This is a genomic window from Serratia fonticola (assembly GCF_001006005.1).
Classification (GTDB): domain Bacteria; phylum Pseudomonadota; class Gammaproteobacteria; order Enterobacterales; family Enterobacteriaceae; genus Chania; species Chania fonticola.
Genome location: NZ_CP011254.1, coordinates 514,816 through 540,191, shown reverse-complemented (window position 1 = coordinate 540,191; position 25,376 = coordinate 514,816). Strand labels below are relative to the sequence as shown.

22 protein-coding genes, 1 tRNA gene and 1 pseudogene are annotated in these 25,376 nt (G+C 50.3%); 17 read left to right on the top strand and 7 right to left on the bottom strand.

Features of this window, described 5'->3' with window-relative positions:
- The first annotated feature begins 77 nt into the window (after positions 1-77).
- From prfB to WN53_RS02265, 5 genes are all read left to right on the top strand, one after another.
- Positions 78-1,176, top strand: a protein-coding gene (gene prfB, locus WN53_RS02285) for a peptide chain release factor 2 (RefSeq protein WP_098929871.1) whose coding sequence is annotated in 2 segments (ribosomal slippage) — positions 78-152 and positions 154-1,176 — 1,098 coding nt in all. Because the reading frame shifts where the segments join, the coding sequence is not laid out codon by codon here.
- A gap of 9 nt (positions 1,177-1,185) precedes the next feature.
- Complete coding sequence (gene lysS / locus WN53_RS02280) at positions 1,186-2,703, top strand: lysine--tRNA ligase (protein ID WP_021806189.1); 1,518 nt, start codon at positions 1,186-1,188, stop codon at positions 2,701-2,703.
- Between the two features lie 157 nt (positions 2,704-2,860).
- Positions 2,861-2,934: transfer RNA gene (locus WN53_RS02275), tRNA-Gly, on the top strand.
- A 260-nt stretch (positions 2,935-3,194) separates the two neighbouring features.
- Positions 3,195-4,595: an HdeD family acid-resistance protein gene (locus WN53_RS02270; protein WP_024484983.1), complete on the top strand. Its 1,401-nt coding sequence runs from the start codon at positions 3,195-3,197 to the stop codon at positions 4,593-4,595.
- A gap of 292 nt (positions 4,596-4,887) precedes the next feature.
- The gene (locus WN53_RS02265; protein WP_024484984.1) at positions 4,888-6,159 is read left to right on the top strand and encodes a RidA family protein; all 1,272 of its coding nucleotides are present in this window, start codon (positions 4,888-4,890) and stop codon (positions 6,157-6,159) included.
- A gap of 60 nt (positions 6,160-6,219) precedes the next feature.
- On the opposite strand, the gene WN53_RS02260 is transcribed toward WN53_RS02265, so the two are convergent.
- Both WN53_RS02260 and WN53_RS02255 read right to left on the bottom strand, forming a co-directional pair.
- The gene (locus tag WN53_RS02260; protein WP_024484985.1) at positions 6,220-6,555 is read right to left on the bottom strand and encodes a low molecular weight protein tyrosine phosphatase family protein; all 336 of its coding nucleotides are present in this window, start codon (positions 6,553-6,555) and stop codon (positions 6,220-6,222) included.
- Positions 6,556-6,557: 2 nt separating this feature from the next.
- Positions 6,558-6,776, bottom strand: a complete 219-nt coding sequence (locus WN53_RS02255; protein ID WP_024484986.1) for a hypothetical protein — start codon at positions 6,774-6,776, stop codon at positions 6,558-6,560.
- Between the two features lie 181 nt (positions 6,777-6,957).
- Here WN53_RS02255 and WN53_RS02250 point away from each other — a divergent pair, with 181 nt between their 5' ends.
- The 3 genes from WN53_RS02250 (at position 6,958) to WN53_RS27035 (ending at position 10,076) form a co-directional block, all read left to right on the top strand.
- Positions 6,958-7,869 (top strand): EamA family transporter, encoded by a 912-nt coding sequence (locus WN53_RS02250; protein ID WP_024484987.1) that lies wholly within the window; start codon positions 6,958-6,960, stop codon positions 7,867-7,869.
- Positions 7,870-8,114: 245 nt separating this feature from the next.
- Positions 8,115-8,336: a hypothetical protein gene (locus WN53_RS02245; RefSeq protein WP_021179822.1), complete on the top strand. Its 222-nt coding sequence runs from the start codon at positions 8,115-8,117 to the stop codon at positions 8,334-8,336.
- Between the two features lie 798 nt (positions 8,337-9,134).
- Positions 9,135-10,076 carry a fimbrial protein gene (locus WN53_RS27035; RefSeq protein WP_080660708.1) on the top strand — a complete coding sequence of 314 codons (942 nt, stop codon included), beginning with the start codon at positions 9,135-9,137 and terminating at the stop codon, positions 10,074-10,076.
- Between the two features lie 142 nt (positions 10,077-10,218).
- On the opposite strand, the pseudogene WN53_RS02240 reads toward WN53_RS27035, so the two are convergent.
- A pseudogene (locus WN53_RS02240) lies at positions 10,219-10,743 on the bottom strand (IS5 family transposase); the annotation flags it as partial.
- A 487-nt stretch (positions 10,744-11,230) separates the two neighbouring features.
- Here WN53_RS02240 and WN53_RS02235 point away from each other — a divergent pair.
- The 5 genes from WN53_RS02235 to WN53_RS02215 all read left to right on the top strand — a co-directional run bounded on the left by WN53_RS02235 (position 11,231) and on the right by WN53_RS02215 (position 16,482).
- The gene (locus WN53_RS02235; RefSeq protein WP_024484989.1) at positions 11,231-11,764 is read left to right on the top strand and encodes a fimbrial protein; all 534 of its coding nucleotides are present in this window, start codon (positions 11,231-11,233) and stop codon (positions 11,762-11,764) included.
- Between the two features lie 93 nt (positions 11,765-11,857).
- Positions 11,858-12,535, top strand: a complete 678-nt coding sequence (locus WN53_RS02230) for a fimbrial biogenesis chaperone (RefSeq protein WP_024484990.1) — start codon at positions 11,858-11,860, stop codon at positions 12,533-12,535.
- A 105-nt stretch (positions 12,536-12,640) separates the two neighbouring features.
- Positions 12,641-15,226 carry a fimbria/pilus outer membrane usher protein gene (locus tag WN53_RS02225; protein ID WP_024484991.1) on the top strand — a complete coding sequence of 862 codons (2,586 nt, stop codon included), beginning with the start codon at positions 12,641-12,643 and terminating at the stop codon, positions 15,224-15,226.
- A 199-nt stretch (positions 15,227-15,425) separates the two neighbouring features.
- The gene (locus tag WN53_RS02220) at positions 15,426-15,941 is read left to right on the top strand and encodes a fimbrial protein (protein ID WP_024484992.1); all 516 of its coding nucleotides are present in this window, start codon (positions 15,426-15,428) and stop codon (positions 15,939-15,941) included.
- 31 nt (positions 15,942-15,972) lie between these two features.
- Positions 15,973-16,482: a fimbrial protein gene (locus WN53_RS02215; protein WP_024484993.1), complete on the top strand. Its 510-nt coding sequence runs from the start codon at positions 15,973-15,975 to the stop codon at positions 16,480-16,482.
- A gap of 110 nt (positions 16,483-16,592) precedes the next feature.
- Here WN53_RS02215 and WN53_RS02210 read toward each other — a convergent pair whose 3' ends face one another.
- A complete protein-coding gene (locus tag WN53_RS02210; protein WP_024484994.1) occupies positions 16,593-17,228 on the bottom strand; it encodes a helix-turn-helix domain-containing protein in 636 nt (211 codons plus the stop codon).
- 506 nt (positions 17,229-17,734) lie between these two features.
- On the opposite strand from WN53_RS02210, the gene WN53_RS26710 reads away from it, so the two are divergent.
- The 4 genes from WN53_RS26710 (at position 17,735) to WN53_RS02190 (ending at position 20,580) form a co-directional block, all read left to right on the top strand.
- Complete coding sequence (locus WN53_RS26710) at positions 17,735-18,373, top strand: helix-turn-helix domain-containing protein (protein ID WP_024484995.1); 639 nt, start codon at positions 17,735-17,737, stop codon at positions 18,371-18,373.
- Positions 18,374-18,436: 63 nt separating this feature from the next.
- Positions 18,437-19,147 carry a response regulator transcription factor gene (locus WN53_RS02200; protein ID WP_024484996.1) on the top strand — a complete coding sequence of 237 codons (711 nt, stop codon included), beginning with the start codon at positions 18,437-18,439 and terminating at the stop codon, positions 19,145-19,147.
- Positions 19,147-19,860, top strand: coding sequence for a helix-turn-helix transcriptional regulator (locus WN53_RS28875; RefSeq protein WP_024484997.1), 714 nt, complete (start codon positions 19,147-19,149; stop codon positions 19,858-19,860). Before WN53_RS02200 ends, WN53_RS28875 begins: the two co-directional genes overlap by 1 nt.
- 54 nt (positions 19,861-19,914) lie before the next feature.
- Positions 19,915-20,580 (top strand): LuxR C-terminal-related transcriptional regulator, encoded by a 666-nt coding sequence (locus tag WN53_RS02190; protein WP_037412323.1) that lies wholly within the window; start codon positions 19,915-19,917, stop codon positions 20,578-20,580.
- A 31-nt stretch (positions 20,581-20,611) separates the two neighbouring features.
- On the opposite strand, the gene WN53_RS02185 is transcribed toward WN53_RS02190, so the two are convergent.
- The 3 genes from WN53_RS02185 to WN53_RS02175 all read right to left on the bottom strand — a co-directional run bounded on the left by WN53_RS02185 (position 20,612) and on the right by WN53_RS02175 (position 25,294).
- Positions 20,612-20,986 (bottom strand): lysozyme inhibitor LprI family protein, encoded by a 375-nt coding sequence (locus WN53_RS02185; protein ID WP_024484999.1) that lies wholly within the window; start codon positions 20,984-20,986, stop codon positions 20,612-20,614.
- A 148-nt stretch (positions 20,987-21,134) separates the two neighbouring features.
- Positions 21,135-24,209 carry an efflux RND transporter permease subunit gene (locus WN53_RS02180; RefSeq protein WP_024485000.1) on the bottom strand — a complete coding sequence of 1,025 codons (3,075 nt, stop codon included), beginning with the start codon at positions 24,207-24,209 and terminating at the stop codon, positions 21,135-21,137.
- Entirely contained in the window at positions 24,209-25,294 is a 1,086-nt protein-coding gene (locus WN53_RS02175) for an efflux RND transporter periplasmic adaptor subunit (RefSeq protein WP_024485001.1), read from the bottom strand. The genes WN53_RS02180 and WN53_RS02175 overlap by 1 nt, the downstream gene beginning before the upstream one ends.
- Between the last annotated feature and the right edge of the window lie 82 nt (positions 25,295-25,376).

Sequence of the window (25,376 nt, the reverse complement as noted above, 5' to 3'; positions counted from 1 at the left end):
GCCGCTGGATCCGCTAGAATTACCGGTTCCAATGGCATTTCGCCATCGACGACATCAACGTAAGAACGCAAAAAATCATGTTTGAAATTAATCCGGTAAAAAACCGCATTCAGGATGTGTCCGAGCGGACAGCCGTTCTCAGGGGGTATCTTTGACTATGATGCCAAGAAAGAACGCTTAGAAGAAGTTAACGCCGAGCTGGAACAGCCGGACGTTTGGAACGAACCTGAACGCGCACAGGCATTAGGCAAAGAGCGCTCGTCGCTGGAAGCCATTGTCGAAACCATCGATCAGTTGGAACAGGGCTGTGAAGACGTCACTGGCCTGCTAGAACTGGCGGTTGAGGCGGAAGACGAAGACACCTTCAACGAGACCGTAGTTGAGCTCGATCAACTGAGCGCCAAGCTGGAACAATTAGAATTCCGTCGTATGTTCTCTGGTGAATACGACAGCGCGGACTGCTATCTGGATATCCAGGCAGGCTCCGGCGGCACCGAAGCGCAGGACTGGGCCAGCATGCTGCTGCGCATGTACCTGCGTTGGGCGGAATCCAAAGGCTTTAAAACGGAAGTGATTGAAGAGTCCGACGGCGACGTCGCGGGCCTGAAATCGGCAACCATCAAGATTATCGGCGACTACGCGTTTGGCTGGTTACGTACTGAAACCGGCGTGCATCGCCTGGTACGCAAGAGCCCATTCGATTCCGGCGGCCGTCGCCATACCTCTTTCAGTTCCGTATTTATCTATCCGGAAGTGGATGACGATATCGATATCGAAATCAACCCGGCCGATCTGCGCATTGACGTTTACCGCGCCTCCGGTGCCGGTGGTCAGCACGTTAACAAAACCGAGTCGGCGGTGCGTATTACCCACTTGCCAACCAACATTGTGGTGCAGTGCCAGAACGATCGCTCTCAGCATAAGAACAAGGATCAGGCATTCAAACAGCTACGCGCCAAGCTGTATGAATACGAGATGCAAAAGAAAAATGCTGACAAGCAAATGCTGGAAGACAACAAGTCCGATATCGGCTGGGGCAGCCAAATCCGTTCTTACGTGCTGGATGACTCCCGCATCAAGGATTTGCGCACCAACGTCGAAACACGTAATACGCAGGCCGTACTGGATGGCGACCTGGATAAATTCATTGAGGCAAGTTTGAAAGCCGGGTTATGAGGAACAGAAATGTCTGAGCAACAAGCACAAGGCGCCGAACAGGCGTTGGATCTCAACAACGAGCTGCAGTCACGCCGTGAAAAACTGGCCGCGCTGCGCGAGAACGGCATTGCGTTCCCGAACGACTTCCGTCGTGATACCACCTCCGACAAGCTGCATGCCGAATACGGCAGCAAAGAAAACGAAGAGCTGGAATCACTGGGTATCGAAGTGACCGTGGCTGGCCGTATGATGACCCGCCGTATCATGGGTAAAGCCTCCTTCGTGACGCTGCAGGACGTGGGTGGCCGCATTCAGCTCTACGTCGCACGCGACGATCTGCCTGAAGGCGTTTACAACGAGCAGTTCAAGAAATGGGACCTGGGCGATATCCTCGGCGCACGCGGTAAGCTGTTCAAGACCAAAACTGGCGAATTGTCTATCCACTGCACCGAACTGCGCCTGCTGACCAAAGCACTGCGTCCGTTGCCAGACAAGTTCCACGGCCTGGCCGATCAGGAAACCCGTTATCGCCAGCGTTATCTGGATCTGATCGCCAACGAAGAATCCCGTAACACCTTCAAGATCCGTTCGCAGGTGATGGCGGCGATCCGTAACTTCATGGTGGGCCGAGGCTTTATGGAAGTCGAAACCCCGATGATGCAGGTGATCCCTGGCGGTGCGTCTGCTCGTCCGTTTGTTACTCACCACAACGCGTTGGACATCGACATGTACCTGCGTATCGCGCCAGAGCTGTATCTGAAGCGCCTGGTGGTAGGTGGCTTCGAGCGCGTGTTCGAGATCAACCGTAACTTCCGTAACGAAGGTGTTTCCCCGCGTCATAACCCAGAGTTCACCATGATGGAACTCTATATGGCGTATGCGGATTACAAAGACCTGATTGAGCTGACCGAGTCGCTGTTCCGTACGCTGGCGCAGGACGTGTTGGGTGACGTCAAGGTGCCTTATGGTGATGAGGTGTTCGACTTCGGCAAGCCGTTTGAAAAGCTGACCATGCGCGAAGCGATCAAGAAATACCGCCCGGAAACCAACCTCGACGATCTGAACGAGATGGCTAGCGCGGTAGCGATTGCCGAATCAATCGGCATCAAGGTAGAGAAGAGCTGGGGTCTGGGTCGCGTGGTTACCGAGATCTTCGAAGAGACCGCAGAAAGCCATCTGATCCAGCCAACCTTCATCACCGAGTACCCGGCAGAGGTTTCTCCGCTGGCACGTCGTAACGACGAGAACCCGGAAATCACCGACCGTTTCGAATTCTTCATCGGCGGGCGTGAAATCGGTAACGGCTTCTCGGAGCTGAACGACGCAGAAGATCAGGCGCAGCGTTTTGCCGATCAGGTTAGCGCGAAAGATGCTGGTGACGACGAAGCGATGTTCTACGACGAAGATTACGTCACCGCACTGGAACACGGCTTGCCGCCAACTGCAGGACTGGGCATCGGTATCGACCGTATGGTGATGCTGTTGACCAACAGCCACACCATCCGCGACGTGATCCTGTTCCCGGCCATGCGCCCGAGCAAGTAACGTTTGCTGAGTGATTAAGCCGGTACAGGCGACTGTGCCGGTTTTTTTTCGCCCGAAGAGAACCGGTTGTTGCTAACCGCTTAAAACATCGGCAGTTATGCGTTATCTTCGCTTGCCCGGCGCGCATAACCGGTTATAATGCCAATCGCACACCTAAGCGGGTGTAGTTCAATGGTAGAACGGCAGCTTCCCAAGCTGCATACGAGGGTTCGATTCCCTTCACCCGCTCCAATCTCAAGTCTCCCAAAACTCCACTGAAATCAACTACTCCCTGATTTAACAGCGTTTTTATCCTATTCCATATCAACTTGGTTTAACCCGTGTTTCCCTAATCAACCCACTATCTTGTATAGCAATGTGTAGTTGCACCTATGCAGTTTGAAACTGCACAAATTGCGTGATTTCAGAGGTGGAAACTATACTCATGCCATCTTGGAAAACCACTTCTGCGTAGATCTGACAAGCTGCCTTACAATTAGAGGGGATAAGGCATGGTTCGGTTGGTAATGATTTTACTTGGGGTAGATTATTTGCGTAACCGCTGGCGAGGGTTGATGACTGCCGGTTGGTTAGGCGTGTTAGCGGGCTTGATCGTTTTCATCGATGCGTTGGATAACGCGATTTATTTCCCTTTGCATCCCTTCGCTTTCCTGTTGTTGGTTGAGGGGCTGGCAACGTTGATGGTCGCGCATACCGGCATTGGCGGGCAACGTACTTTGCGTTATGTAAAAGGAGGCGCATTTTCACTGGCCGCGGTATTGATATTGAGTGGGCAACACCATGGCCACTTTATTTTATCGATGATTTTTGGCACGTTGTTTTTGGCCGATGGACTATTGCAAATTGCCTCTGCTGGGGTCGTGCGCTATAAAAACTGGAAGTTGGTGATGGCTGGCGGTGTATTGGAAGTCATGTTAGCTATTTTCTTCTTTCAGCCCTATCCGACCCATTATGTCGGCACCGTGCCTTATTGTTTAGGACTGGGGTTGATGTTTGGTGGGTGGAATATGGTTATGTTGGCGATGCGCGTCAAAAAGCTGGAGGTCAACCCCGCAGTTTTGGGTAATAAGGCCGCTGAGGAAGCCAGTAGTGCAGTAACCACGCCTTTGGTGACTGAGTGGGAAGGCCCTCCGGCCGATGATGAAGCTGCACTGACCATACATGTCTGGACTCCAGTGGGATCCTCGAAGAGTAAAACGGTGCCTCATCCTGTGATTGATCGTTATATTGCTGCGGTGGATAAAAATGGGGTGATTTCCACTGGCCATGCTGCACTTGAATCTCCGGAAGGTATTTATATCAGTTTGTATCCAGCGGTCGATATTGACCGGTCGCCGGATCAATTTACCCGTTTGCTGCGGGCAACCGCAGACAATAATGTTGAAGGGAAATTCCAACCGGATTATGTGACTGAGTCAGGTGCATGGTGTCCTTCAACCCAGCGTGTGCGGATCAGAAACTACGATGCTGAACGTCTGCAACGGTTCTGGGAAGTTTATCGTGAAGACAATACGTATAATCTAACGCATCGTAATTGCTCAAGCAGTGTGGCACGGGGTCTTGAAGCGGCGCTGGAAGGCGTAGTGAGCAAGATATGGGGACAACGTGGCCACTGGTGGGTGTTGAGTAAAATTCTCACGACACCGGAATTATGGGTGGCAGTGCAAATACGTAAACGCGCAAAAACGATGGCTTGGACACCAGGGCTGACGCTTGACTATGCACGTGCATTAAGCATGTTGGCGGATCCACGGCCAGCCGGCTGGATCGCCACCATACGACGTGCCCTGGAGAAAATGTTTTCTTTGCGTAAGCAATGGCGCGATGAAAAAGCGCAGGGCGCGATAGCGTCCGGCGTTCGCAACGAGCCCTCAAATGACAAAGGCAAATAGCGATTATGGCAATGTTTCCGTGGTTGAGCTCACCAGGTGTTTTCATCGATAGGGGCTCAATTTGTTTCCCCCTGATACGCGTGGCTTTATTTGAATAATGGTGGGAGTGAATAGGTTAAGCAGAAAATCGCAGCATCAATCTCATCTTTTGGCAGAAGAAATGCATAGGTAAACCTCGGGTTCAAAAGGTCATGCTGCCCGAATGGAGCCGTGGCAAGTGCTGGTAGCGAGGTGGAGTCCGTGTTTGTCACGTAACCCACTAAATGCAAACTAAAAAAAGGTGAGTGCTCTGATGAGTGGCTATAACGCAGTATTAGCAAGGAATACGGAAAATGCGCCCAAAAGTATTGGGCCCTATTCACAAACCGTGGCTTTTTCTCATTATAATAATTTATCGGCTCAGCTACCTATCGAACTGAGAACGGGTAAATTAATTGCCGGGGGGATAAAAGCACAGGCCGAGCAGTGCTTTAACAATATCAAAGCCATTTTAGACAGCATCAACCATGCGATGAGTGACGTGGTTAAAATCACCGTATTCGTCAAGAATATCAAAGATGTTGACGTGGTAGATCTGGTTTATAAGTCATTCTTTCCTGCCTATGTCCCCACGCGGACGGTCGTCGTCGTTGATGCTTTACCTATGGGGGCTTTGATACAAATTGAAGCCCTGGTTTCAAACGGTGAAGGGACAATTCCACATGCACCGCAAGCAGGCGATCTGATCAAGCTGACCAATAACACGGAAAACGCACCAATAAGTGCGCTATCTACGCAAACCGTGGCTTTCTCTCATTATAATAATCTGTCGGCTCAACTACCTATCGATCCAAAGACCGGCAGGTTGGTGGCTGGTGGTGTAAAAGAGCAGGCGGCGCAGTGTTTAAAAAACATCAAGGCGATTTTAGCCAGTATTGACGTGCCTGTGGATGATATTGTTAAAGTTAATCTCTTCCTGAAAAATCTGGCGGATATTGAAGCCGTAAATGAAGTCTACAGCACCTTTTTCCCTGACTCGGCTATCGCCCGGGCCGCAGGCTATCTGCCTGCACGGGCGGTAATTGCAGCTTCCGCTTTACCTATGGATGCTTTGGTACAAATTGAAGCCGTGGTGTCACACGGGGATGGCACTCCGCCACAAGCCGTGGAAGACAGACATGGGCTGATCATTAAGGCCAACAATACGGCCAATGCCCCAAGATGTGCTTTATCTACCCAGACGGTCGCGTTTTCCCATTACAACCATCTGTCGGCTCAACTGCCTGTCGATCCCAAAACGGGTGAGGTAGTCGCTGGCGGCGTAAGTGCGCAGGCTAAGCAGTGTTTAGCTAACATCAAGGCCATTTTAACCAGCATCAACCACGCGATGGACGATGTGGTTAAGGTCAATATTTCTCTTGGAAATATCGCCGATATTGCCGCTGTTGATGAAGTTTATACCACCTTCTTCCCCGCTGGCATTCCTGCACGCAGAACCATTGGCGTATCGGCTTTATGTAAAGGGGCGTTAATCGCTATCGATGTCGTGGTCGCTAATGCTGAAGGAACGCCACCACAGGCATAAATCAGCTCGCTTTGTCGTAGGGGGGGCCGCATGCTGCGCCCCTAGGTTGTGAACGTAGATCTATTTTTTGATGAAAGGCGCCAGGAACGGCTCGGTAGATTGCTCTAGCAGCGTGATAAGTTCAGGATCCATATATTGATAGTCATCGGGGATATCGAGAACATGCAGGGGCTTATGTTCCAGCAGGCGGCGATACTCGGCAACCAGACGGTTTTTGTGTTTTTGCTCCATGACAAAAATCATATCCGCCCAGTGCAACAACTCCGGCGTCACCGTTTTTATGGCATTACGGCTGGTCCCGGCCGACCTTGCGGTCAGGCCGGGAGTTCTGTGCCATATGCGCTCTGCGGTTGGGCTGCGCCATTGGTTACGGCTGCAGACAAACAGCACATTCATGGTCAATCGATCTCATCAAGTGCGTTACGCCGGGCTACGGCGCGGGATATCTGCGGATACTCAATACCCAATTGACTCGCTCGCGTTATTTTATGTGAGCGGGTGTAGAGCATTTTCCACCGTTTCTCTTTGGTGAACTTGGGTTGAAAATCCCCCATTTCACTGTGTTTGTTGCGTTTGTTATTCACCAGGCGCCAGGCCCGGCCACGTATGTCAGTCATGTTAATGCCTCATCGGTTTATCGGGGTTCAGCAGCCGCGATAATACGAGAGGTGGTGCAGCAGCATCTTATGCCGCCCGGTAATGCTAACATTTCGGCTATAAACAATAAATCATCTTGATACGGTGGCCGCTGGCCTGACGAGGTTGCAGCCTCTCTATGGGAAATAAAAGGAATGCATGATGTCAGTGAAGGATAGGTTATTGGCGCTGTTCGTGGTGGTGGCCTGGGGGCTGAACTTTGTGGTGATTAAAGTTGGGCTGTATGGCATGCCACCGTTTCTACTCGCAGGCCTGCGTTTTGCGCTGGTGATGTTCCCGGCCATCCTGTTTGTCAAACCACCGAATATCCCTCTCCGTTGGATGCTGGCGTACGGCATCACCATCAGCTTTGGTCAGTTCGCTTTCCTGTTTATGGCCATCAAGCTTGGCATGCCTGCGGGTTTGGCATCACTGGTGCTGCAGGCTCAGGCTTTCTTTACCATTTTGCTCGGCGCGCTGCTGTTGGCCGAAAAGCTGAAATGGAACCATATTGCCGGGATTATGATTGCCACCGTTGGCATGTTTATGTTGGCTAGTGCGGGCATGGCTGGGCAAACAACGGCGGGCATCACGCTGACCACCATGATGTTGACGCTGGCCGCAGCGTTATCTTGGGGTCTGGGGAATATCACTAATAAGGTGATTATGCGCGATCGCAATGTGCCGATCATGTCACTGGTGGTGTGGAGCACGCCCGTACCGGTGGTGCTGTTCTTCATGTGTTCATGGTTGTTTGAGGGGCAAGCGCTGTTGATTGACAGCCTGGTGCATATTCAAGGTGAAACCATTCTGGCGCTGATCTATCTGGCGTTTGTTGCCACCATTATGGGTTATGGCATCTGGGGTAATCTGTTGAGCCGCTATGAAACCTGGCGCGTTGCGCCGTTGACGCTGCTGGTGCCGGTTATCGGTATTCTCTCTGCCGCATGGCTATTAGGCGAAAGGCTATCATTGCAACAAATGATCGGTGCATTGGTGATCATTGTGGGCTTGCTGGTCAATGTGTTTGGCGGTTTGCTCAAGCCTGCCATCAGAAAATATCAACAGCGCTAGCGGTGAGGGGAGGCAACATGCTGAACTCCCTCATCTATTCTTTTTATCATGCTGAGTCCGTCAGGTGTTGAAGGCAGCGAGATAAAACATCAGCCAACGCTGCCATCGCAGGCCCGAATTTATTTGTTTCACCCCCACACATTTTGCGACTATTCCGGATCCATCGCGATAGGCATCGGTGGTACAGTGGCGCGATTTTCATTCATTTTGCTGTTTTTTTGGCTGTTGAACGCCGAGGTGTGAGTATGAGTAAGTTTATTGCTGCGGGCCTGCTGGCCGTTTTACTGTCCGGGTGTGCTACCGAATCACCTTGCGTACCGGTCTATGATGACCAAGGCCGTTTGGTACATACCAATACCTGCATGAAAGGCACCACTCAGGATAACTGGGAAACCGCCGGGGCGATTGCAGGCGGGGCGGCAGCGGTAGCTGGCCTGACGTTGGGCATTATCGCGTTAACCAAATAGTGATGCTTTTAGTAGAGGCACGCCTATGTGCCTCTACTGCTGTTCAATCTCAACTACGCTAGTCGCATGCTGCGCCCGAACATGTTTATCCCTAACAAATCTCCCACCCTAACCCCATTGTTGTTCCCCAGTGAAAGCTGCTAGCCTACTCACCAGCAAATCGTTTGTTACGTTCTGACGCCTAAAACATCACCTCCCATTGATTGCATCTCTGTCATGAAACGAATTGAGAATTAATCCAGTAATAGGTGGCATGCTATTATTCTGGTGATGTTGGGGAGGGAAAAAATTAATCCCACGGTCTAAAAATGGACTTTTGATGCATATTTGAACCGGAATTTTGTTGAATGGTAATTAAACATATGGATAATATGCAACAGAAGATAGGAAATACCTTAGCAAGGAAAAACGTTTTTAACCATATCTAACATTATTCTAGTTAATAGTGGCGGTTTGTTCTGGTTTGAGTTTCGTTGTTGGTATCTGTCTGTGTGGCTATTTCAGCAATTATAAATAATGGAAAAGTCATGTAAATAAAATCCAATTTTAAAATTGGATGGGGTTTGTTTTTATATTTACTGGCGAGTATTTAACTATTAAGGAGTTTTTCATGAAGAAGAACCTGATTGCTGTTACTGTGTTGGTTACTTCTGTATTTGGCGTTGCTTCTGCAATTGCTGTTGATTAGTTGGGGGTGAGCTGGTAATGAACAATGTCATGTAACCATTCCACTCCCGAGTAAAAACATTAACTTGCCAATTGCAATTATCACTGCAAAATGCCGATGGGTAGTAGAAAATGAAATTGATACTGAGATTAATACTGCTGATATGCCTCCCTATATTGACTATAGCCCATAGCTATGCGGAATGTAATTATGGAAGTGTGGGTCATTATGCTCCAATGTATGTGGATATTGGTGAAATAAATGTACCCCGGGGCCTGCCGATAGGGACATTAATAAAAACTGTCTATTCTGATTCACAGGTACCAAGTGTTATTTACTGTTCAACGAACTTTAGGACTGAATATCGGGTCAATGGCGGGGTTTTCGCCACTCCTGCTCCCTGGGGTAGTAATGTTTGGCAGACAAATATTCCTGGTATTGGTTTGTATTATCAGTTTAATCCCATAGTATACCCGTCAGCTAACGGTGTAAATTTTCCTGGGGGAATTCAGATACGGGTCTATAAAGTTAGTGACCCTGTCGGCGGCGGCTCGCTGACCCCAGGAAAGTTATTCGAAATTAATGCTATTAGTTTGTCTCCAACATTTTTCAAGGGTACGGAAGTGGATCTGAGAGGTGGTTCGGTAAATCCGACCGGTTGTACAATAACAACAGAAAATTTATCATTCCCGATAGGGGACGTTAACCAGTCAGAGTTTAGTAATACTGTTGGATTCTCACCGGCTGCCGAAAGTACGCAGAATTTAGGTCTGGAATGTGATGCTGGGTACAATGTGAAGGTTACACTTAATGGCGTTCAAAATCCAGATGTTAGCGGCAATAACAGCGTACTTGCCTTAACTGGTCAGGGCTCTGCAGGGGTAGCAGGAGGGGTGGGTGTTCAGTTGTCTTATAATTCACAACTCTTGAAACTGAATGAGCCACTTGCTCTTGGTGTGTCGCCAGACGGATTAGTGACTTACCCTTTAAAAGCAAAGTATTATCAAACACAAACGACCGTTACACCGGGTAGTGCGAATGCTTTGGCGACGCTGCAAATAACATATCAATAATAATTTTCAGAGAGTAGTAAGTGTAAAAGACCACCTCCTGAGGGGGTGGCTTTACACGATGCCCCCTAGAAGGAGGCAATATCTGAGTTAATCCTGTAATAACTCCATTTGCTGTTTGATCTCTTGGCCCTTCTTATCCTGATGCCTCCGCATCGGTCACGTTGTTCAGTGACAGGTCAGCACAGATAACCTCGTGGGTTTCGGCATCCACGGCGAGGTGCAGTTTTCGCCAGGCGCGGTGCTTTTCCTGACCGTGCTTTTTAACCTTCCACTCGCCCTCACCGAAAACTTTTAAGCCGGTGGAATCGATAACGAGATGGGCAATCTCACCGCGTGTGGGGTTTTTAAACGGGGTGCAGACGGACTTCGCTCGTCTGCTGACGCAGGAATAATCCGGGCAACGAAGCGGGAGCTTCATTAACGTAAAAATGGAGTCAATGAAGCCCTGAGCAGCACGTAGCGTGAGGCGAAAGACACGTTTGAGCATCAGTACGGTGGAAATCGCTAATGCAGAATAACGTTGTGGACGCCCTCGTGAAGATACTTTTGGCTCGTCGTACCAGGCCTGGATGGCCGACTCATCCACCCAAAATGTGAGAGACCCACGGTTTATAAGCGCCTTGTTGTAGGCTGTCCAGTTGGTGATTTTGAACTTCTGCTTTGCCACGAGATACCACTACAAGGTCAGGGATGTGGTGATCTGATCCTGATTGCCGTAAGAAGTTCGATTTATTCAACAAAGCCATCTCTGTCATGAAACGAATTGAGAATTAATCCAGTAATAGGTTGCATGCTATTATTCTGGTGATGTTGGGGGAGGGAAAAAACAAAATTAATTCCATGGTCTAAAAAGGGACTTTTGATGCATATTTGAACTAAAATCTTGTTGAGCAGTAATTAAATATATGGATAATGTGCAGTAACAGATAGGAAAAACCTTAGCAAGGAAAAACATGCTTAAATATGACTTACATTATTCTTGTTAATAATGGTGGTTTTTTTTGGTTTGGTTTTTGTTGTTAGTGTCTGTCTGTGTGGCTATTTCAGCCAATTATAAACAATGGAAAAGTCATGTAAATAAAAACCAATTTTAAAATTGGACTGAAAATTTTTTTCTATTTACTGACGAGCTTTTAACTACTAAGGAAAATTTCATGAAAAAGAACCTGATTGCTGTTGCTGTGTTGGCTACCTCTGTATTTGGCGTTGCCTCTTCAATGGCTGCTGTGGGCCAAGTGAACTTCACCGGTGAAATCATCGAAACCCCTTGTGTCCCGGTTAATACCCCGGCAAACCCGCTGGAAGTAAAACTGGGTACAGTGAGCAAAACGGAGTTTACCGGTGCTGGTTCTACTGCAGCAGCGACCAAGTTTACCCTGCAGTTGAAAGATTGCCCAGCCACTGTAAGCAGCGCGACTATCAAGTTTGACGGTACTTCTGTGGCGGGTGACAACAGTGTATTAGCCCTGACCCAGGTTAGTGGCGTGGCCACCGGTGTAGGTATCCAGCTGTCTGACGATAGCAACACCGTGCTGCCATTATACACCGCGTCTAAAGCATACCCACTGCTGCCTGGTGTCGGCGTAGTCAACGATTTGGACTTCGTGGCGCGTTATATCGCTACTGCTGCGACTGTAACAGCAGGTCCTGCCAACTCCATGGCTAGCTTCTCCGTCGTCTACAACTAAGTTAGTTGGGTGCCTTTCCGGGCACCGGATGGCTATTTCGGGCCGGCGTGTGATTGCCGGCTTTTTTTACCTTCTTTTATTGGATTTTTAATGATGAAACTTATTCCCACCACGCTGTTGGTTGCCTTGCTGGCGAGCGCCAGCGTTGCCCAGGCCGGTGTGGTTATTGGCGGTACGCGGCTGATTTATGACGGCGGCAAGAAGGAGTCTTCACTGAGCGTCAACAACCCAGACAAAGTGCCGTATCTCATTCAGAGCTGGGTGGAGACCACCACCGGTGGCGCTGAGAAAGCCCCCTTTATGATCACCCCACCGCTGTTCCGTCTGGACGGTGGTCAGCAGAACGTACTGCGTGTGATACGTGCGGGTGGCAATCTCCCGTCAGATAAAGAGTCGATGTTCTGGATGAACATCAAGTCTATCCCGTCGGTAACCAAGGACACCAACCAGAACACGCTGCAGATTGCGGTAAAAACCCGCATTAAGCTGATTTATCGCCCAGAGGGCTTGAACGGCACACCAGAAGATCAGACTGAGAAACTGACCTGGCGCCGCAGTGGCAATAATCTGCAGGTGACCAACCCTACACCGTTCTACATGAACTTCCAGGAAGTGAAGGTAGCGGGTAAGGGCGTGAAGGACGTGACCTATGTGGCACCGATGAGTTCGGCGACCTTTGCGCTGCCAGCAGGTACCAGCGGGGGAAGCATAAGTTGGAAAATAATCAGCGATTACGGTGCCGTGGGGGATGCCCACACCGGTTCCCTGTGAGTTGCTCTTGATTACAGGCAGAAAAACTAGCAGGACCCCTACAAGGTCGTGGGGCCACAGGACATAGGGTTGTCGGTTCGCCCTGCAGGCAATGGAGTAAAATGGATGAATAACTATACAAGTCGGAACGTACGTGGCCAGTCGCCCCGTATCAGCCGGTTGGCTTATTTGATTGCCGCGCAGTTGGCCTTGTTAGGTAGCATCTCTTTTGGAGCGCAGGCGCGTGACTACTTTAACCCCCAGATGCTGGAGATTGATAACCCGAATCAGGGTAGCACCGATCTGACCGTATTTGAGGATGGAGCCAATCAGGCACCAGGTACCTACCGTGTTGATATCTATCTCAACAATGAACAACAAGACACGCGCGACGTCGAGTTCCGCATTCAGAAAGACGCTAGCGGTAAAGAGAGCTTGCAGCCCTGTTTGAGCGTTGCATCACTGAATGCCATGGGCGTGAAGACCGATCTGTTTCCCGGCTTGGGTGATGCCAAGGCCCAGTGTGCCAACCTGAGTGGGATCCCCCAGGCCAGTGCCGAGTTCCGTTTTAGCGCGCAACAACTGTTATTAAGTATTCCGCAGGCGGCTGTCTCGCAGAAGGCTCGTGGCTATGTGCCAGAAAGCCAATGGGATGATGGCATTCCAGTCGCACTGCTCAATTACAACCTGAGCGGAGCGAATAACTATGCCCGTAACGGGGAAGGTCGCGATGATAACAGCCAGTACGCTAACCTGCGTCCAGGTATCAACGTAGGGTCATGGCGGTTGCGTAACTACACTACTTATAACCGTGACAGCAACGGCCAGGGTAAGTGGGACACGGTGTATACCTATGCGCAGCGCGATATTATTGCCCTGAAAAGTCGGATGACGTTGGGTGACAGCAGCTCCCCAAGTGACATTTTTGACAGCGTGCCGTTTCGCGGAGCGCAACTGGCCTCGGATGATGACATGGTGCCGGATAGCCTGAAAGGCTACGCGCCAATTGTCCGTGGTATTGCACGGACCAACGCGCAAGTGATCATCCGCCAGAACGGCTATGTGATTTACCAGAGTTATGTGGCACCGGGTGCATTTGAAATCAACGATATGTTCCCTACCGGGGGCAGCGGTGATTTGTATGTCACCATCAAAGAAGCCGACGGCAGCGAACAGTTATTGGTCGTACCCTTTGCCTCGTTGCCCGTGTTGCAACGTGAAGGACGCCTGAAGTACAGCGTCACCAGTGGTCAATATCGCTCATATGATGGCAGTGTGGAAAAAAACCTGTTCAGCCAAGGTACGGCCATTTATGGCCTGAGTAATGGCTTCACCGCTTATGGTGGCGGCCAGTTTGCCAGCAAGTACCAATCTTTGGCGTTAGGTTTGGGTAAAAACCTCGGTGATTTTGGGGCGATATCTACTGATGTGACTCAGGCATGGTCCACCATGGAGGATCAGCCAAAAGACAACGGTCAATCGTGGCGTATCCGCTACAGCAAGAATATCGTGCAGACGGGCACCAACTTTGCGATTGCTGGTTACCGTTATTCAACCGACGGCTACTACAGTCTGCAGGAAGTGCTGGATACTTATCGAGACCATCAGAACTATCAGCCGTTGAATGAACGCAAGCGTAATCGTACCGAACTGACCATGACGCAGAACCTGTGGGAAGGGGCGGGAGCACTGTCGCTGAGCCTGATAGCCGAGGATTACTGGAACAGCGATCGCAAGATGCGCTCAATCGGCGGCGGGTATAACAACAGCTGGAAGGGTATCAGCTACGGCTTGAACTACACCTACAACGAGAACTCGACGGCCAATGGCAGTAACGACGGGAGCAGTAGCAGAGTATATGACCGCGATCAGGTATTCTCCTTCAACATCAGCGTGCCGCTTGATCGTTGGTTAAGCAATACCTATGCCAGTTACAACCTGAATACTAGTAAAAATGGTAACACGACCAACAGTGTAGGCCTGAACGGCACGGCATTGGCGGACAAAAACCTGAGCTGGGGCGTCCAGGAAGGCTATGGCAGTCAGGGGGTCGGCAACAGCGGCAGCCTGACCGCGGATTATAAAGGCACCTATGCGGAAGTGAACGCCGGTTATGCCTATGACCGCAACAGCCAGCGTCTGAACTACGGCCTGCAAGGCGGGATCGTGGCGCACCAGGATGGGGTGACCTTCGGGCAACCGTTGGGTGAAACTATCGCGTTGGTGAAAGCGCCGGGGGCGAATGGCGTGGGTATCACCAATCAGTCTGGGGTGAAAACTGACTGGCGCGGTTATGCCATCGTACCGTACACCAGCCCATACCGTAAAAACCAGGTGCAGTTGAATCCCGAGACGCTGCCGGACAACGTCGACCTGACGCTGACCACTCAGAACGTGGTACCGACCCGTGGGGCTGTGGTGCGCGCCAACTTTGAGGCGAATGTCGGCCAGCGGGTGCTTATGACGTTGCTCAGAACGGGTGGTGCGCCAATACCGTTTGGTGCCACGGTCAGCGATGCCGCGCAGAAAACTGCACAGGGCTTTATCGTGGGTGACAATGGCCAGGTGTACCTGACCGGTCTGGCAGACAGCGGCACACTGAACGTGAAGTGGGGCGGTGGAGCAGACCAACAGTGTCAGGTGAGTTATTCCCTGGTGAAACAGACAACAGAGAACGCTGGTGTTCAGACTGTGAATGGACAGTGTAGGTAAAACAGGTGGACAGGAAACATTCCCGTTTATAGCCCTGTATTATCAGACAAAAAATACGGTAACTGCAGATCTGGTTAATGTTATCGCGATGTTAAAAATTACATGCCAATAACGTACTGTTTTAATTATTTAATCAAGTTTTTACTGTTAGTTAATGGATTATATAGTTGTCATTATTAAATAGAAGGATGAAATAGTTATGAATACATTATTAAAACACTCATCATTGGCATTGCTGATCATGACTGCTGGGTATAACGCAGCGATGGCAGCAGTAAATATTAATATTACCGGCCGGGTGATAGCTTCACCTTGCGAAGTAAATAATAACCTAAGCAACTTGGACGTAAATTTAGGGCAAAATATCCAAGCTTCTACGTTGGCCGCTGCTGGAGCGGGTACAACACCTACGCCGTTTAATCTGGAATTAAAGTCGTGTCCGGTGGGTACTGATAACGTCAAGGTGACCTTTACCGGTACCGCTGCCGCCGCCCCGCAAACCGATATGTATATGAACACCGGGGTAGCTACCCCACTGGCGGTGGAATTGTCTAGCGGTTCGACAATTCTGGGTAATAACAGCTCGCTGACCCAGCCTGTTCTGTCCGATAGGAGCGTGACCTATGCGTTGAGCGCTCGTGCCGTAACGTCGACAGGTAACGTGACGACCGGGAGTATCGCTGCTGTGGTACAAGCTGATTTTACCTACAACTAAACCCATCGTTTTATAAACAGGAGTTGCCTGAATGAGCGACCTGATCAAAAAAACACTGCTGATTATGGCAGCAGGCGTGCTCAGTAGCGCCGTTCAGGCTACTGACCTGAGAATTAGTGGGATGGTGGTGGCTAGCCCTTGTACTGTTGATTCAAGTTCGGTGAGCCAGGATGTGGATTTTGGCCAAGTAAGCCTCTCAGAGATGAGGGCTAACGGTAATGCCTCGGACTGGAAGCCGTTCGTGGTCAAACTGATCAACTGCCCGCAAGGCACTACTGCCGTGACAGCAACCTTCTCGGGAACGCCTGCCACTGCCGATGCCACGCTGTATGCTAACACAGGGACTGCCATCAACGCGGCAGTACAGGTGGTACAAGATGCCAATAAAACGTTGGTACAGGGTGATGGCACCAGCATGACGGTGTCAGTTGATGCGTTACATAACGCAACTTATGCTTTGGCCGGGAGATTGATAAATTTTAATGATACTACTGCAGGATCGTTTCGCAGTATAGTACAGATGAATTTTACCTATCAGTAAGGCGCAGCTAACACAGCGCTAGGTCTGACATCAATGTTTCAATAGTGCACCGGTGTAGATTTTTATGCCGGTGTTATCTGTTTAACCACCAATATATCAAGCAGGGGTGTTCAGAACTTATTGGGTAATTTATTAATTTTAATTAACAATCCCCTTTTTATGACGATATAACTGCCTGAGTTTAACTCAGATAGGGTTTTCATAATCCCGCTGCGGGACAACTGAGTTCTCTCGAGGATGTATTGCACTGCTGATACGGTGGCCCGGGTTTCAAAATCCTCATCGTTCAATGCGCGTAGGCAGTTGCAGATAAGCTCATAGCTGGATAGCGCGGTATTCGATTGCATATGGTCATCGTACCGTGCGGTCAGATACATCAATGTATAAGAAAGTGGCTTCCATAGGTTCAGTTGCTCGATATGCATCAAGAAGTCCTCTAGAGGGAGATACATATACTCGATCGGGGTGTTGGCCTGAATAATAAGGTTGGCGGGGTCGTGCACTAAATTGCTGACACCAACAATAATAGGGGCTTTAAAAATGCCGATAAGCAGTGAGTCTTTGCTCCGCTTAAACTCACACTCTCCCTGTATTAGCGCAAGGCACATCCTTTTATCGTTTAAAATCAGTGGGAAACGTTGCCCTGCTTTGCCCTTGCGTATGCTAAAAACCGTTGATAGGGAGTCCTGTAACGTTTGAATATGAGTGACGGGCTTAGTCTCGGTAAATTTTTTGCTGTTGTTCATGAGCGACCACGGGAAAACACGGATTGTAGTGAGTATAGGTGAAATCGGTAACAAAGATAAGCGAGTGAGGTCGCTGATGACATCCCCCGCTTACCTTGATCTGATGCTTTCCGCTGTGCGTTGCCCCACAGGGGCATTGGGGGATTTGGCAGTTTTATTTCTGGGGATAAGTAACACATTTAGTCCATTTTTGGACTGATGGGCTAAAAATGAATCACAAAGACTTTGAGAGTATAGGGTTACTATAAGATAATGCTTAGTAATAAGGGGCGTCTGCAATGGTTTCTTCTCTTGTCGGTGAGGATAGACAGCCTCTATTATTCCCATAATTGCTTCTTGCCTGGAGACTCGTTTACTTTTATCGAAAGTATCAACGGGATTATTCCTTAATGCCTAACTCTTATTGATCATCAAAGGGACCTGATCAGTATTATATGCTACTAAACTACTTCTTGCAGGTTTTTAATATCAACAATGGAATTCTATAGTTCATTCGAGTAAACAGTATGTATGACTTTAGTAAAGTGACGGAAAGAACGAAGGCACTCGCTGCGGTTGACGAGATTTTAGCTTCAATTAGATCGATTGCCCAGATAAAGCAAGGACGAACGGGGCAACGATTTTATCTCGAACAGAATGATAAAAGAATGTGCTTTCTGCTTTACAGTGGGATCTGCATCGCTAAAAGAACTCAAGATTCTCTGGTGTTATCAACAATAAGAGCGCCCTGTATTATCGGGCTGCAGGATGTTTTTCATGCTAAATCGGATGTGCAACTCTTGGCGATCAGTGACGTTGAGTACGGCATTCTGCCGGTAGATGATTTTTTTCGCTATGCAGATACTAACGATGTTTGGAAAGACATATGTCTTATGCTAATGCTTTCGACTACACGCTTTAGTGAATATCAGCGGGAAACGGTCGGCATCAGTAATTATGAATTAATTTGTAACCTTCTGAATTCACTAAGTATTGAAGATTTTGAGATCAGGGCTACCACTACGGCGCTGGAGTATATCCAGGAGCGCAGTCTGTTATCCCGTAGCGGAATAATGAAAACTCTTTCATCATTAAAAACGGGGGGGTATATCGACATTAAAAATGGGTTGCTGATCAAAATAAACTCTTTACCAAAAAAGTTTTAATCATCGCTATATCGAAATTTTTAGCATGCAGATAAATAAAGAATAGTTAATGGAACCAATTTTATGATCTCTTCAATCGGAGTGGTAGAGTCTGCTTTAAACATAGAGGTAGAAAAAACATGCTATATCAGGCAGGTATTGATTATTGATAATTGTCCGATGATCCAGATTGGGATCCGCCATGGGTTTGCTCAATCAGGCATTCAGGTCGAGGCTTACCAAATGACTCCAAAGGTAACGGGTGTATTGGAGTTGATGCACAGATACCAAGCTGATTTGGTGATGATAGAGTTATGCGGTAGTGGTGATTCGGTGCTAGAGAGCTTACGTGTGATTAGCCAACTCATCAGCAACTGGCCTAAAATCCGTCTGATTGTGTGCACCAGCTTGACGGATAGCCGATTGTTGAAACAATTGGTTACGATGGGGGTGAGTGGTATTTACCTTAAAAACGAACCGTTGTCAGCATTGGCACAGTGCGTATTTCAGGTGATGGCCGGTCATTATCATTACAGCTTCCAGACCGGTACGCTAGCCACAAACAGCAAGGCCTACCCCTATCCATTGACCCATCGTGAGCTGGATGTTCTTGAGCTTTTGTTCAAAGGGAAAAGCGTGACCACAACGGCTCAGGCACTACAGCGTGATATACGCACCGTTAGCGCGCATAAACGGAATGCCATGTTCAAGCTCGAACTGTATAGCGATAGCGATCTTTATCGCTGGGCAGCACAGGTGTCTGTTGCGGGCACTGCAGTCAATGGCGGGCAATAATGATGAAATCTCAATCATCAAATATCAATTTAGGTGTCTTGGCTTGCAACCCGCTGATGGCTTTGGGTCTTGCGTATTATATTGAGGATTTACAGCTCGGCCATCGCTGCCAGATGGCCACGATGTCCTTAACCGGCCTGGGGGATAGACTGAGACAGGCCGCCGTTTCGGTGTTATTAGTCGATCTGAGCGGATCGCCACAGGAAATGGCCACCATAGCCCTGCGGCTAGCAATGCTGCATGAGCAATGCCTGTCATTAAATATTGTGGTCTACACGGCCTGCTGCGATGTGAAAATCCTGGCCCCATTACAATATCAGGAACGGATCAGCCTGATTGCGCAGCAAGAGCAACCGGAGCAAATATGTCGGGATTTGACTGAGGCATTAACGGGGGGACACGTCCATAGCCCTAGCATCAAACTGTGTCTCAACAATATGAATGCGCTGAAACCGCTGGATCAATGCTCGTTGACCCGCAGTGAGCGCAACGTACTGATCCATTTGTATTCCGGCTTGAGTCTGACGGAGATCGCGAAATTATTAAATCGCAGTATCAAAACCATCAGCGCGCATAAATGCAGCATTATGCGCAAGCTGGGTGTCCACTGTGATGCCGAGCTTTTTCGCATTGCTCAGCGGGATGCCCTACTGGCTGGTGGTATTGCAGATGTTACCTATGCTCCTGAACGCCCTTTAGTGGCAGGACTTTGATTTATGGAGCTCGGGAGTCCAACTTTGCAAGTAGCGGTGGTTTCGCCGTGCCAAATGGTGCGTATCGCTTTGCCAGCGCTGTTTAGCCAATGCTCCTGCAAGCTGTCCTGGCAGAGTGAGAACTATCAAGAACAGGTGTTGCAACAACTGCTGGAGTACCCGGTTGATTTGCTGATCATATCGTTACATATCTATCAGCCCAATTTGCCGTGTGCTATCCGTTTGATCCAACGTTTACAGACCATACATCCTAAACCACGTTTAATCGTCACCATCGATGTGGATATCCCCTATCTGGTATCACGATTACATGATTGGGGAATAGATAAGGTGATCACCTTGAGATTGCCATTGGCAGATTGGCACAAGCAGTTCCATCTTATTGATGGTCTTGAAATACCCTCCTTGATTGAACAACCCGCAGGCCGTCGTCAACGGATTAAGATAGCGAGCTTGTCCCCAATGGAATCTCGCATCATGCGTTATTTCCTCGAGGGTTTTTCTCTATCCGAAATCGCCGGTTTGATGATGCGAAGTATCAAGACCATTTCCGGCCAAAAAAGTCGCGCGCTGCATAAAATGGGGATCAGCCACTATGCGCAATTGGTCGCGCTGAAACCGGTATTCGTCGCAATTCAGAACGAATATGAAAGCGGCAGACTGATTAAAGTACTTCCCGACAAAGTGGTTAAATTGAGAGTGAGACGCCCGGGTTTTTGATGCGGGGCGCAGCATAGGCGCCCCGACCCTCTTACTGCTGCTGAGCCAGTTTTTTGCTGTCACAGCCGGTACTTTTGCATTCCCGCTCTACGCTTTTCAGAAAATCGATACGGCTTTGCATGGTCTTGTTTGAGCAGGCGACATTGATCATGGAGTCGTCGCTACATTGGCTGTCCCGATTTTTCAGCCATTCGATCTGCGACTGCTTCAGCGTCTGCTTTTGTGGTTGAGTCAGCAGTCCCATCACTTTCTTGTATTGCACGTTGATCTCTTGATCCAGTTGCACCATCTCCAATGCCGCGCAGTAGGTCACGTCATAAGGGGTGCGCGGGCTGTCACAACCACCAGCCAACGCAGTGGCAGAGACCAACAGCAGCGAACATCCCAAGATTGTTTCTTTAATCACTTTGCACTTCTCCGTGTTTGGTTTTGAACTGGCTACACAGTAAACCAATGCCGCATTTTGCAATAGCCCGATTTATGCAAGAGGCTCTCTTTATTGCGAGGCCGTGTAAACGGGCGCAGCATGCGGCGCCCCTACGTAGAGTGCGATCTCAAGCTTCAGTCGCCACCTTTTGCTTGTCGGAGTTCATGCAACTGTAGATCACCGGCAATACCAACAGAGTCAGCACGGTAGCAAAGCCCAGGCCGAACATGATCACCACCGCCATACTTTGGAAGAAAGCATCGCTAAGCAGTGGGGCCAGGCCGAGTACGGTGGTAAAGGCCGTCAGCAGGATAGGGCGCAAACGTGAGGTAGAGGCGTCGATGATGGCCTCCAGGATCGGTTTTTCCTGCCGCTGCAACCCAATCTCCTCTACCAGCACAATGCCGTTACGGATCAACATGCCGCTTAAACTCAACAGGCCGATCAGCGCCATAAAGCCAAACGGAATACCGGTTAGCAGGAAGCCTACGGTTACCCCAATCAACGCTAGCGGAATGGTCAGCCAGATGGCGACGGCATTTTTCAGCGAGCTGAACATCAGCACGGTGATGATGAACATGATCACAAAGGCCACCGGCAGGCTGGTGAACAACCCGGCCTGGGCTTCCTTGGTACTTTCATAGTCGCCGCCCCAATTCAGTTCATAGCCGCGCGGTAATGGGATGGCATCAATATCCGGTTTGATGCGTTGCAACAGTTCGGCAGAGGTTTCACCGCTCTGGGAGCTAGGATCGGCCTGAACCGTCAGGGTGCGTTTGCGATCCCGGCGCATGATCAGCGGATCTTCCCACTCGGTAGTAAAGCCGTTGACCACGTTGTCGATAGGAATAAACGCCTGCCGTGCCTGGCTCCAGATCATCACGTCGTTCAACCGTTCGGCATTCAACCGCTCCGAGTCCGGCGTTCTTAACACAATCGGCATTAACCGTGTGCCATCACGATATAGGCCAACGGCGATCCCGCCAAAACTCATGCGTAGCGCACTGTCGATTTCGCGTTTATCCACCCCTAATTCACGGCCAAGATAATCCGAGAACTGCGGGCGAATGACCTTACTGCGCTGTTGCCAGTCGTGCATGACTCCGTCGGCATTGGGGTCTGCGCTGGCGATGGTTTCTGCCTTGGCCGCCAGCGTGCGCAGCACGTTCGGATCCGGGCCTATAAAGCGTGCCTCGATAGAGCTGTTATTTGAAGGCCCAAACATGATGCGTTTAGCCTGGGCATTCACCTGAGGGAAATTATTGCGTACGTAGCCCTCTATTTGGCCGATCATGCCGGGGATCTGGTTTAGCTGATCGGCCCGCACCATCACCTGTGCGTAGTTGGAATATTGCCGCTGTGCGTTATAGGTCAGCATGAAGCGCATTGCACCTTGGCCAATGGTGACCATGGTATCGCTGACGCCCTCTTGCGACTGGATATGTTGCTCGATTTCGGCGGCAATCTTTTCGGTATAGGCGATATCGGTGCCATAGGGCAGCCAGAGATCGACGAAGAAGATCGGCGTATTGGACGGCGGGAAGAAGCTTTGGCGCACGTTGCCAAAACCGATCACCGAAACAACCATCAACGCGGCCAGCACTCCCAGCGTAATAGTGCGCTGGCGCAGCAGTTTGCCCAACAGATTGCGATAGACGCGGAACAGCCAACCATCATAAGGCGATTTGACCGGCTCATCGGGTTTTGGCTCGGCCATTTTCTGTTTTTCAAACGCCCATTTGGTGAATACCGGCGTCAGGGTCAAGGCGGTGAACCAGCTCAGCATCAGCGAGATCAGCAATACCTGGAACAGTGACTTACAGTATTCGCCGGTGGCATCGTTGGATAAGCCGATCGGCGCAAATGCCAGAATGGCAATCACCGTCGCCCCCAGTAGCGGGAACATGGTGCGTTTGACCACGTTATTAATGGCCTGCAGGGTCTTCTCACCCTGTTGCCGCCCAACCAGCACGCCCTCGACGATCACAATGGCGTTATCCACCAACATACTTAAGGCGATCACCAGCGCCCCGAGCGAAACACGCTGCAGCTCAATATTGAACAGCTTCATGATCAGCAGGGTGCCAAGCACGTTCAGCGCCAGCGAGGCGGCGATCACCAGCCCGCTGCGCACCCCCATAAAGATCAGCAGGGTGCCGACCACGATCAGCAGCGCCAGCAAGAAGTTCGTGATAAAACCGTTCACCGCGCCTTCTACTTCATGGGACTGATCGTAGAAAACGCTGATATCCATCCCAGCGGGGCGTTCGGCTTGCAGTTGGGCCAACCGGGCCTTGACCGCTTCGCCCACCACAATCACGTTCACATTCGGAGCAAAGGATACGCCGATAGAGAGCGCAGGCCGCCCGTTGGCACGGTAGATATTATTGGGGGAGTGGGTTACGCCCTGGCTGATGGTGGCGATATCGCGCAGGTAAACGCTGCGCGGGCTGCCCGGCTCGCTAATCAGCAGATTACCCAATTCTTGCACGCTGGCAAATTCCCCGGTGGGATGCAGCCTGATCGACTCGCTGCCCACCAACAGATCCCCGGCGTTGGACACCACGTTCTGCCGGCTCAACAGATCGTAAAGCCGCTGTGGGATAATATTGGCGGCGGTCATCTGGGCGCGGGAAATCTCAATCTGCACCTCTTCCGGGATCACCCCGACAATCCCCACCTTGCCCACGCCTGGTACCACCACTAACTCACGGCGTAACAGCTCGGCAAAGTTGCGTAGCTCCTGATTGCTAAAGCCGTCGCCATACAGCGAGAAGAAGAAGCCATACACATCACCAAAATCATCGTTCACTATCGGAGGGCTGGCACCGGGCGGCAACCGTATCGCGGCATCGCCAATACGCCGGCGCAACACATCCCAGATTTGCGGCAGTTCGGCGGCACCGTATTCGGCACGGATATTAATGGTGATCTGCGACAGCCCCACGCTGGAGATGGAGGTGACGTTGTCGATATATGGCAACTGCTGAATGGCATTTTCCAGCGGCAGGGTGACTTCTTCCTCCACTTGCTGGGCTGAAGCGCCGTCATAGCGGGTGACCACCACCGCAGTCTTGATGGTAAAGGCCGGATCCTCCAGCCTGCCGATGTTGAGAAACGCCAGCACGCCGCCAATACTTAGCAGCAGGATCGCCAGCCAGATACGGGTGCCGTTGTTGATAAAGTTCTCTGTCAGTTTCATTACAGACCTCGCTCACGGACCCAGGCGCGCACTTCCTGATTGGGGCGCAGTTCGCGAGTACCGGCGGCGACGATCCGTTCACCATCGGCCAGACCGGAGACGATCTGTATTCCGTTCGCGGTCAGTTGTCCGGTTTCAACCTGACGAGATTCCACAAACAGTTTGCCATCACGTTCCTTGATCACCCACACATGGGGCTGATTGCGTGGGCTGTTATCTGGGTTAAATATCGCTTCTACGGGCACAATGACATTGGCTTTCTGCGAAGCCCCGGCCAGATTACCGAGATTGATTTTCACGCTGCCGCTCATTCCCGAGAGCATTGGCAAGTCTTGCGGACGCGGCATGGTCAGGGTCATTTGATAGGTCAATGAGCCCGCGGTGGTATTGGTGGTGTGTTCTTTATAGCGGGCGGTAAACTCGCGGCCCGGCAAGTTGTTCAGAAGAACAATAGGCTGGTACTGTGCATTGTTTTCATCAATCACAATGAACAGATTTTCGGGGATGCTGAAGACCACATCCAGCGAATCCAGCGAGTTCAGGGTCGCTATCGGTTGGCCTGCCGGGATCACTTGATAGTTACGGGCAGTGAGCGTGGCAATCACACCGGTAAAGGGTGCACGGATTTGCATATCGTTCACTTCTTCCCTGGCCAACTTCAAGGCGGCCTGGGCCGAGTCACGCGCTGCACGATGAACATCCAGTTCGGCGCGGGGAATGACATTGCGGGCACTCAGGGTGGCGAAACGGTTGAATTGCGCCTGCGCCAGATCGAACGTGGCCTGTCGATCACGTAACCGCAGGCGTGCGTCATTACTGTTTAGTTCGGCAATCACTTGCCCCTTGCTGACCTGCTCCCCTTCACGTACCAGCAATTGCTGCAGTTGCCCTGGGCGCTTAAAGGCCAGGTCGGTACGGTCACCCGCGATAATCCTGGCTGGGAAGATGCGTACTCCTTGCTGAGCACTGTTGCTAACTTCAAAGATATTCACCGGACGGACGCTTTCGAGTTCTTTAGGCGTCTCCCTGTCACAGGCAGTAAGAAAAAGTGTGCAAAGCACAACGGCAACCAGTTTTATATTCACGATGCAATCTCTTAGGATCGGATTTTAGGGGAGCGATGAGCTAACTTATTGACCATATGCATCACGTCTTACCGCTCGTCTA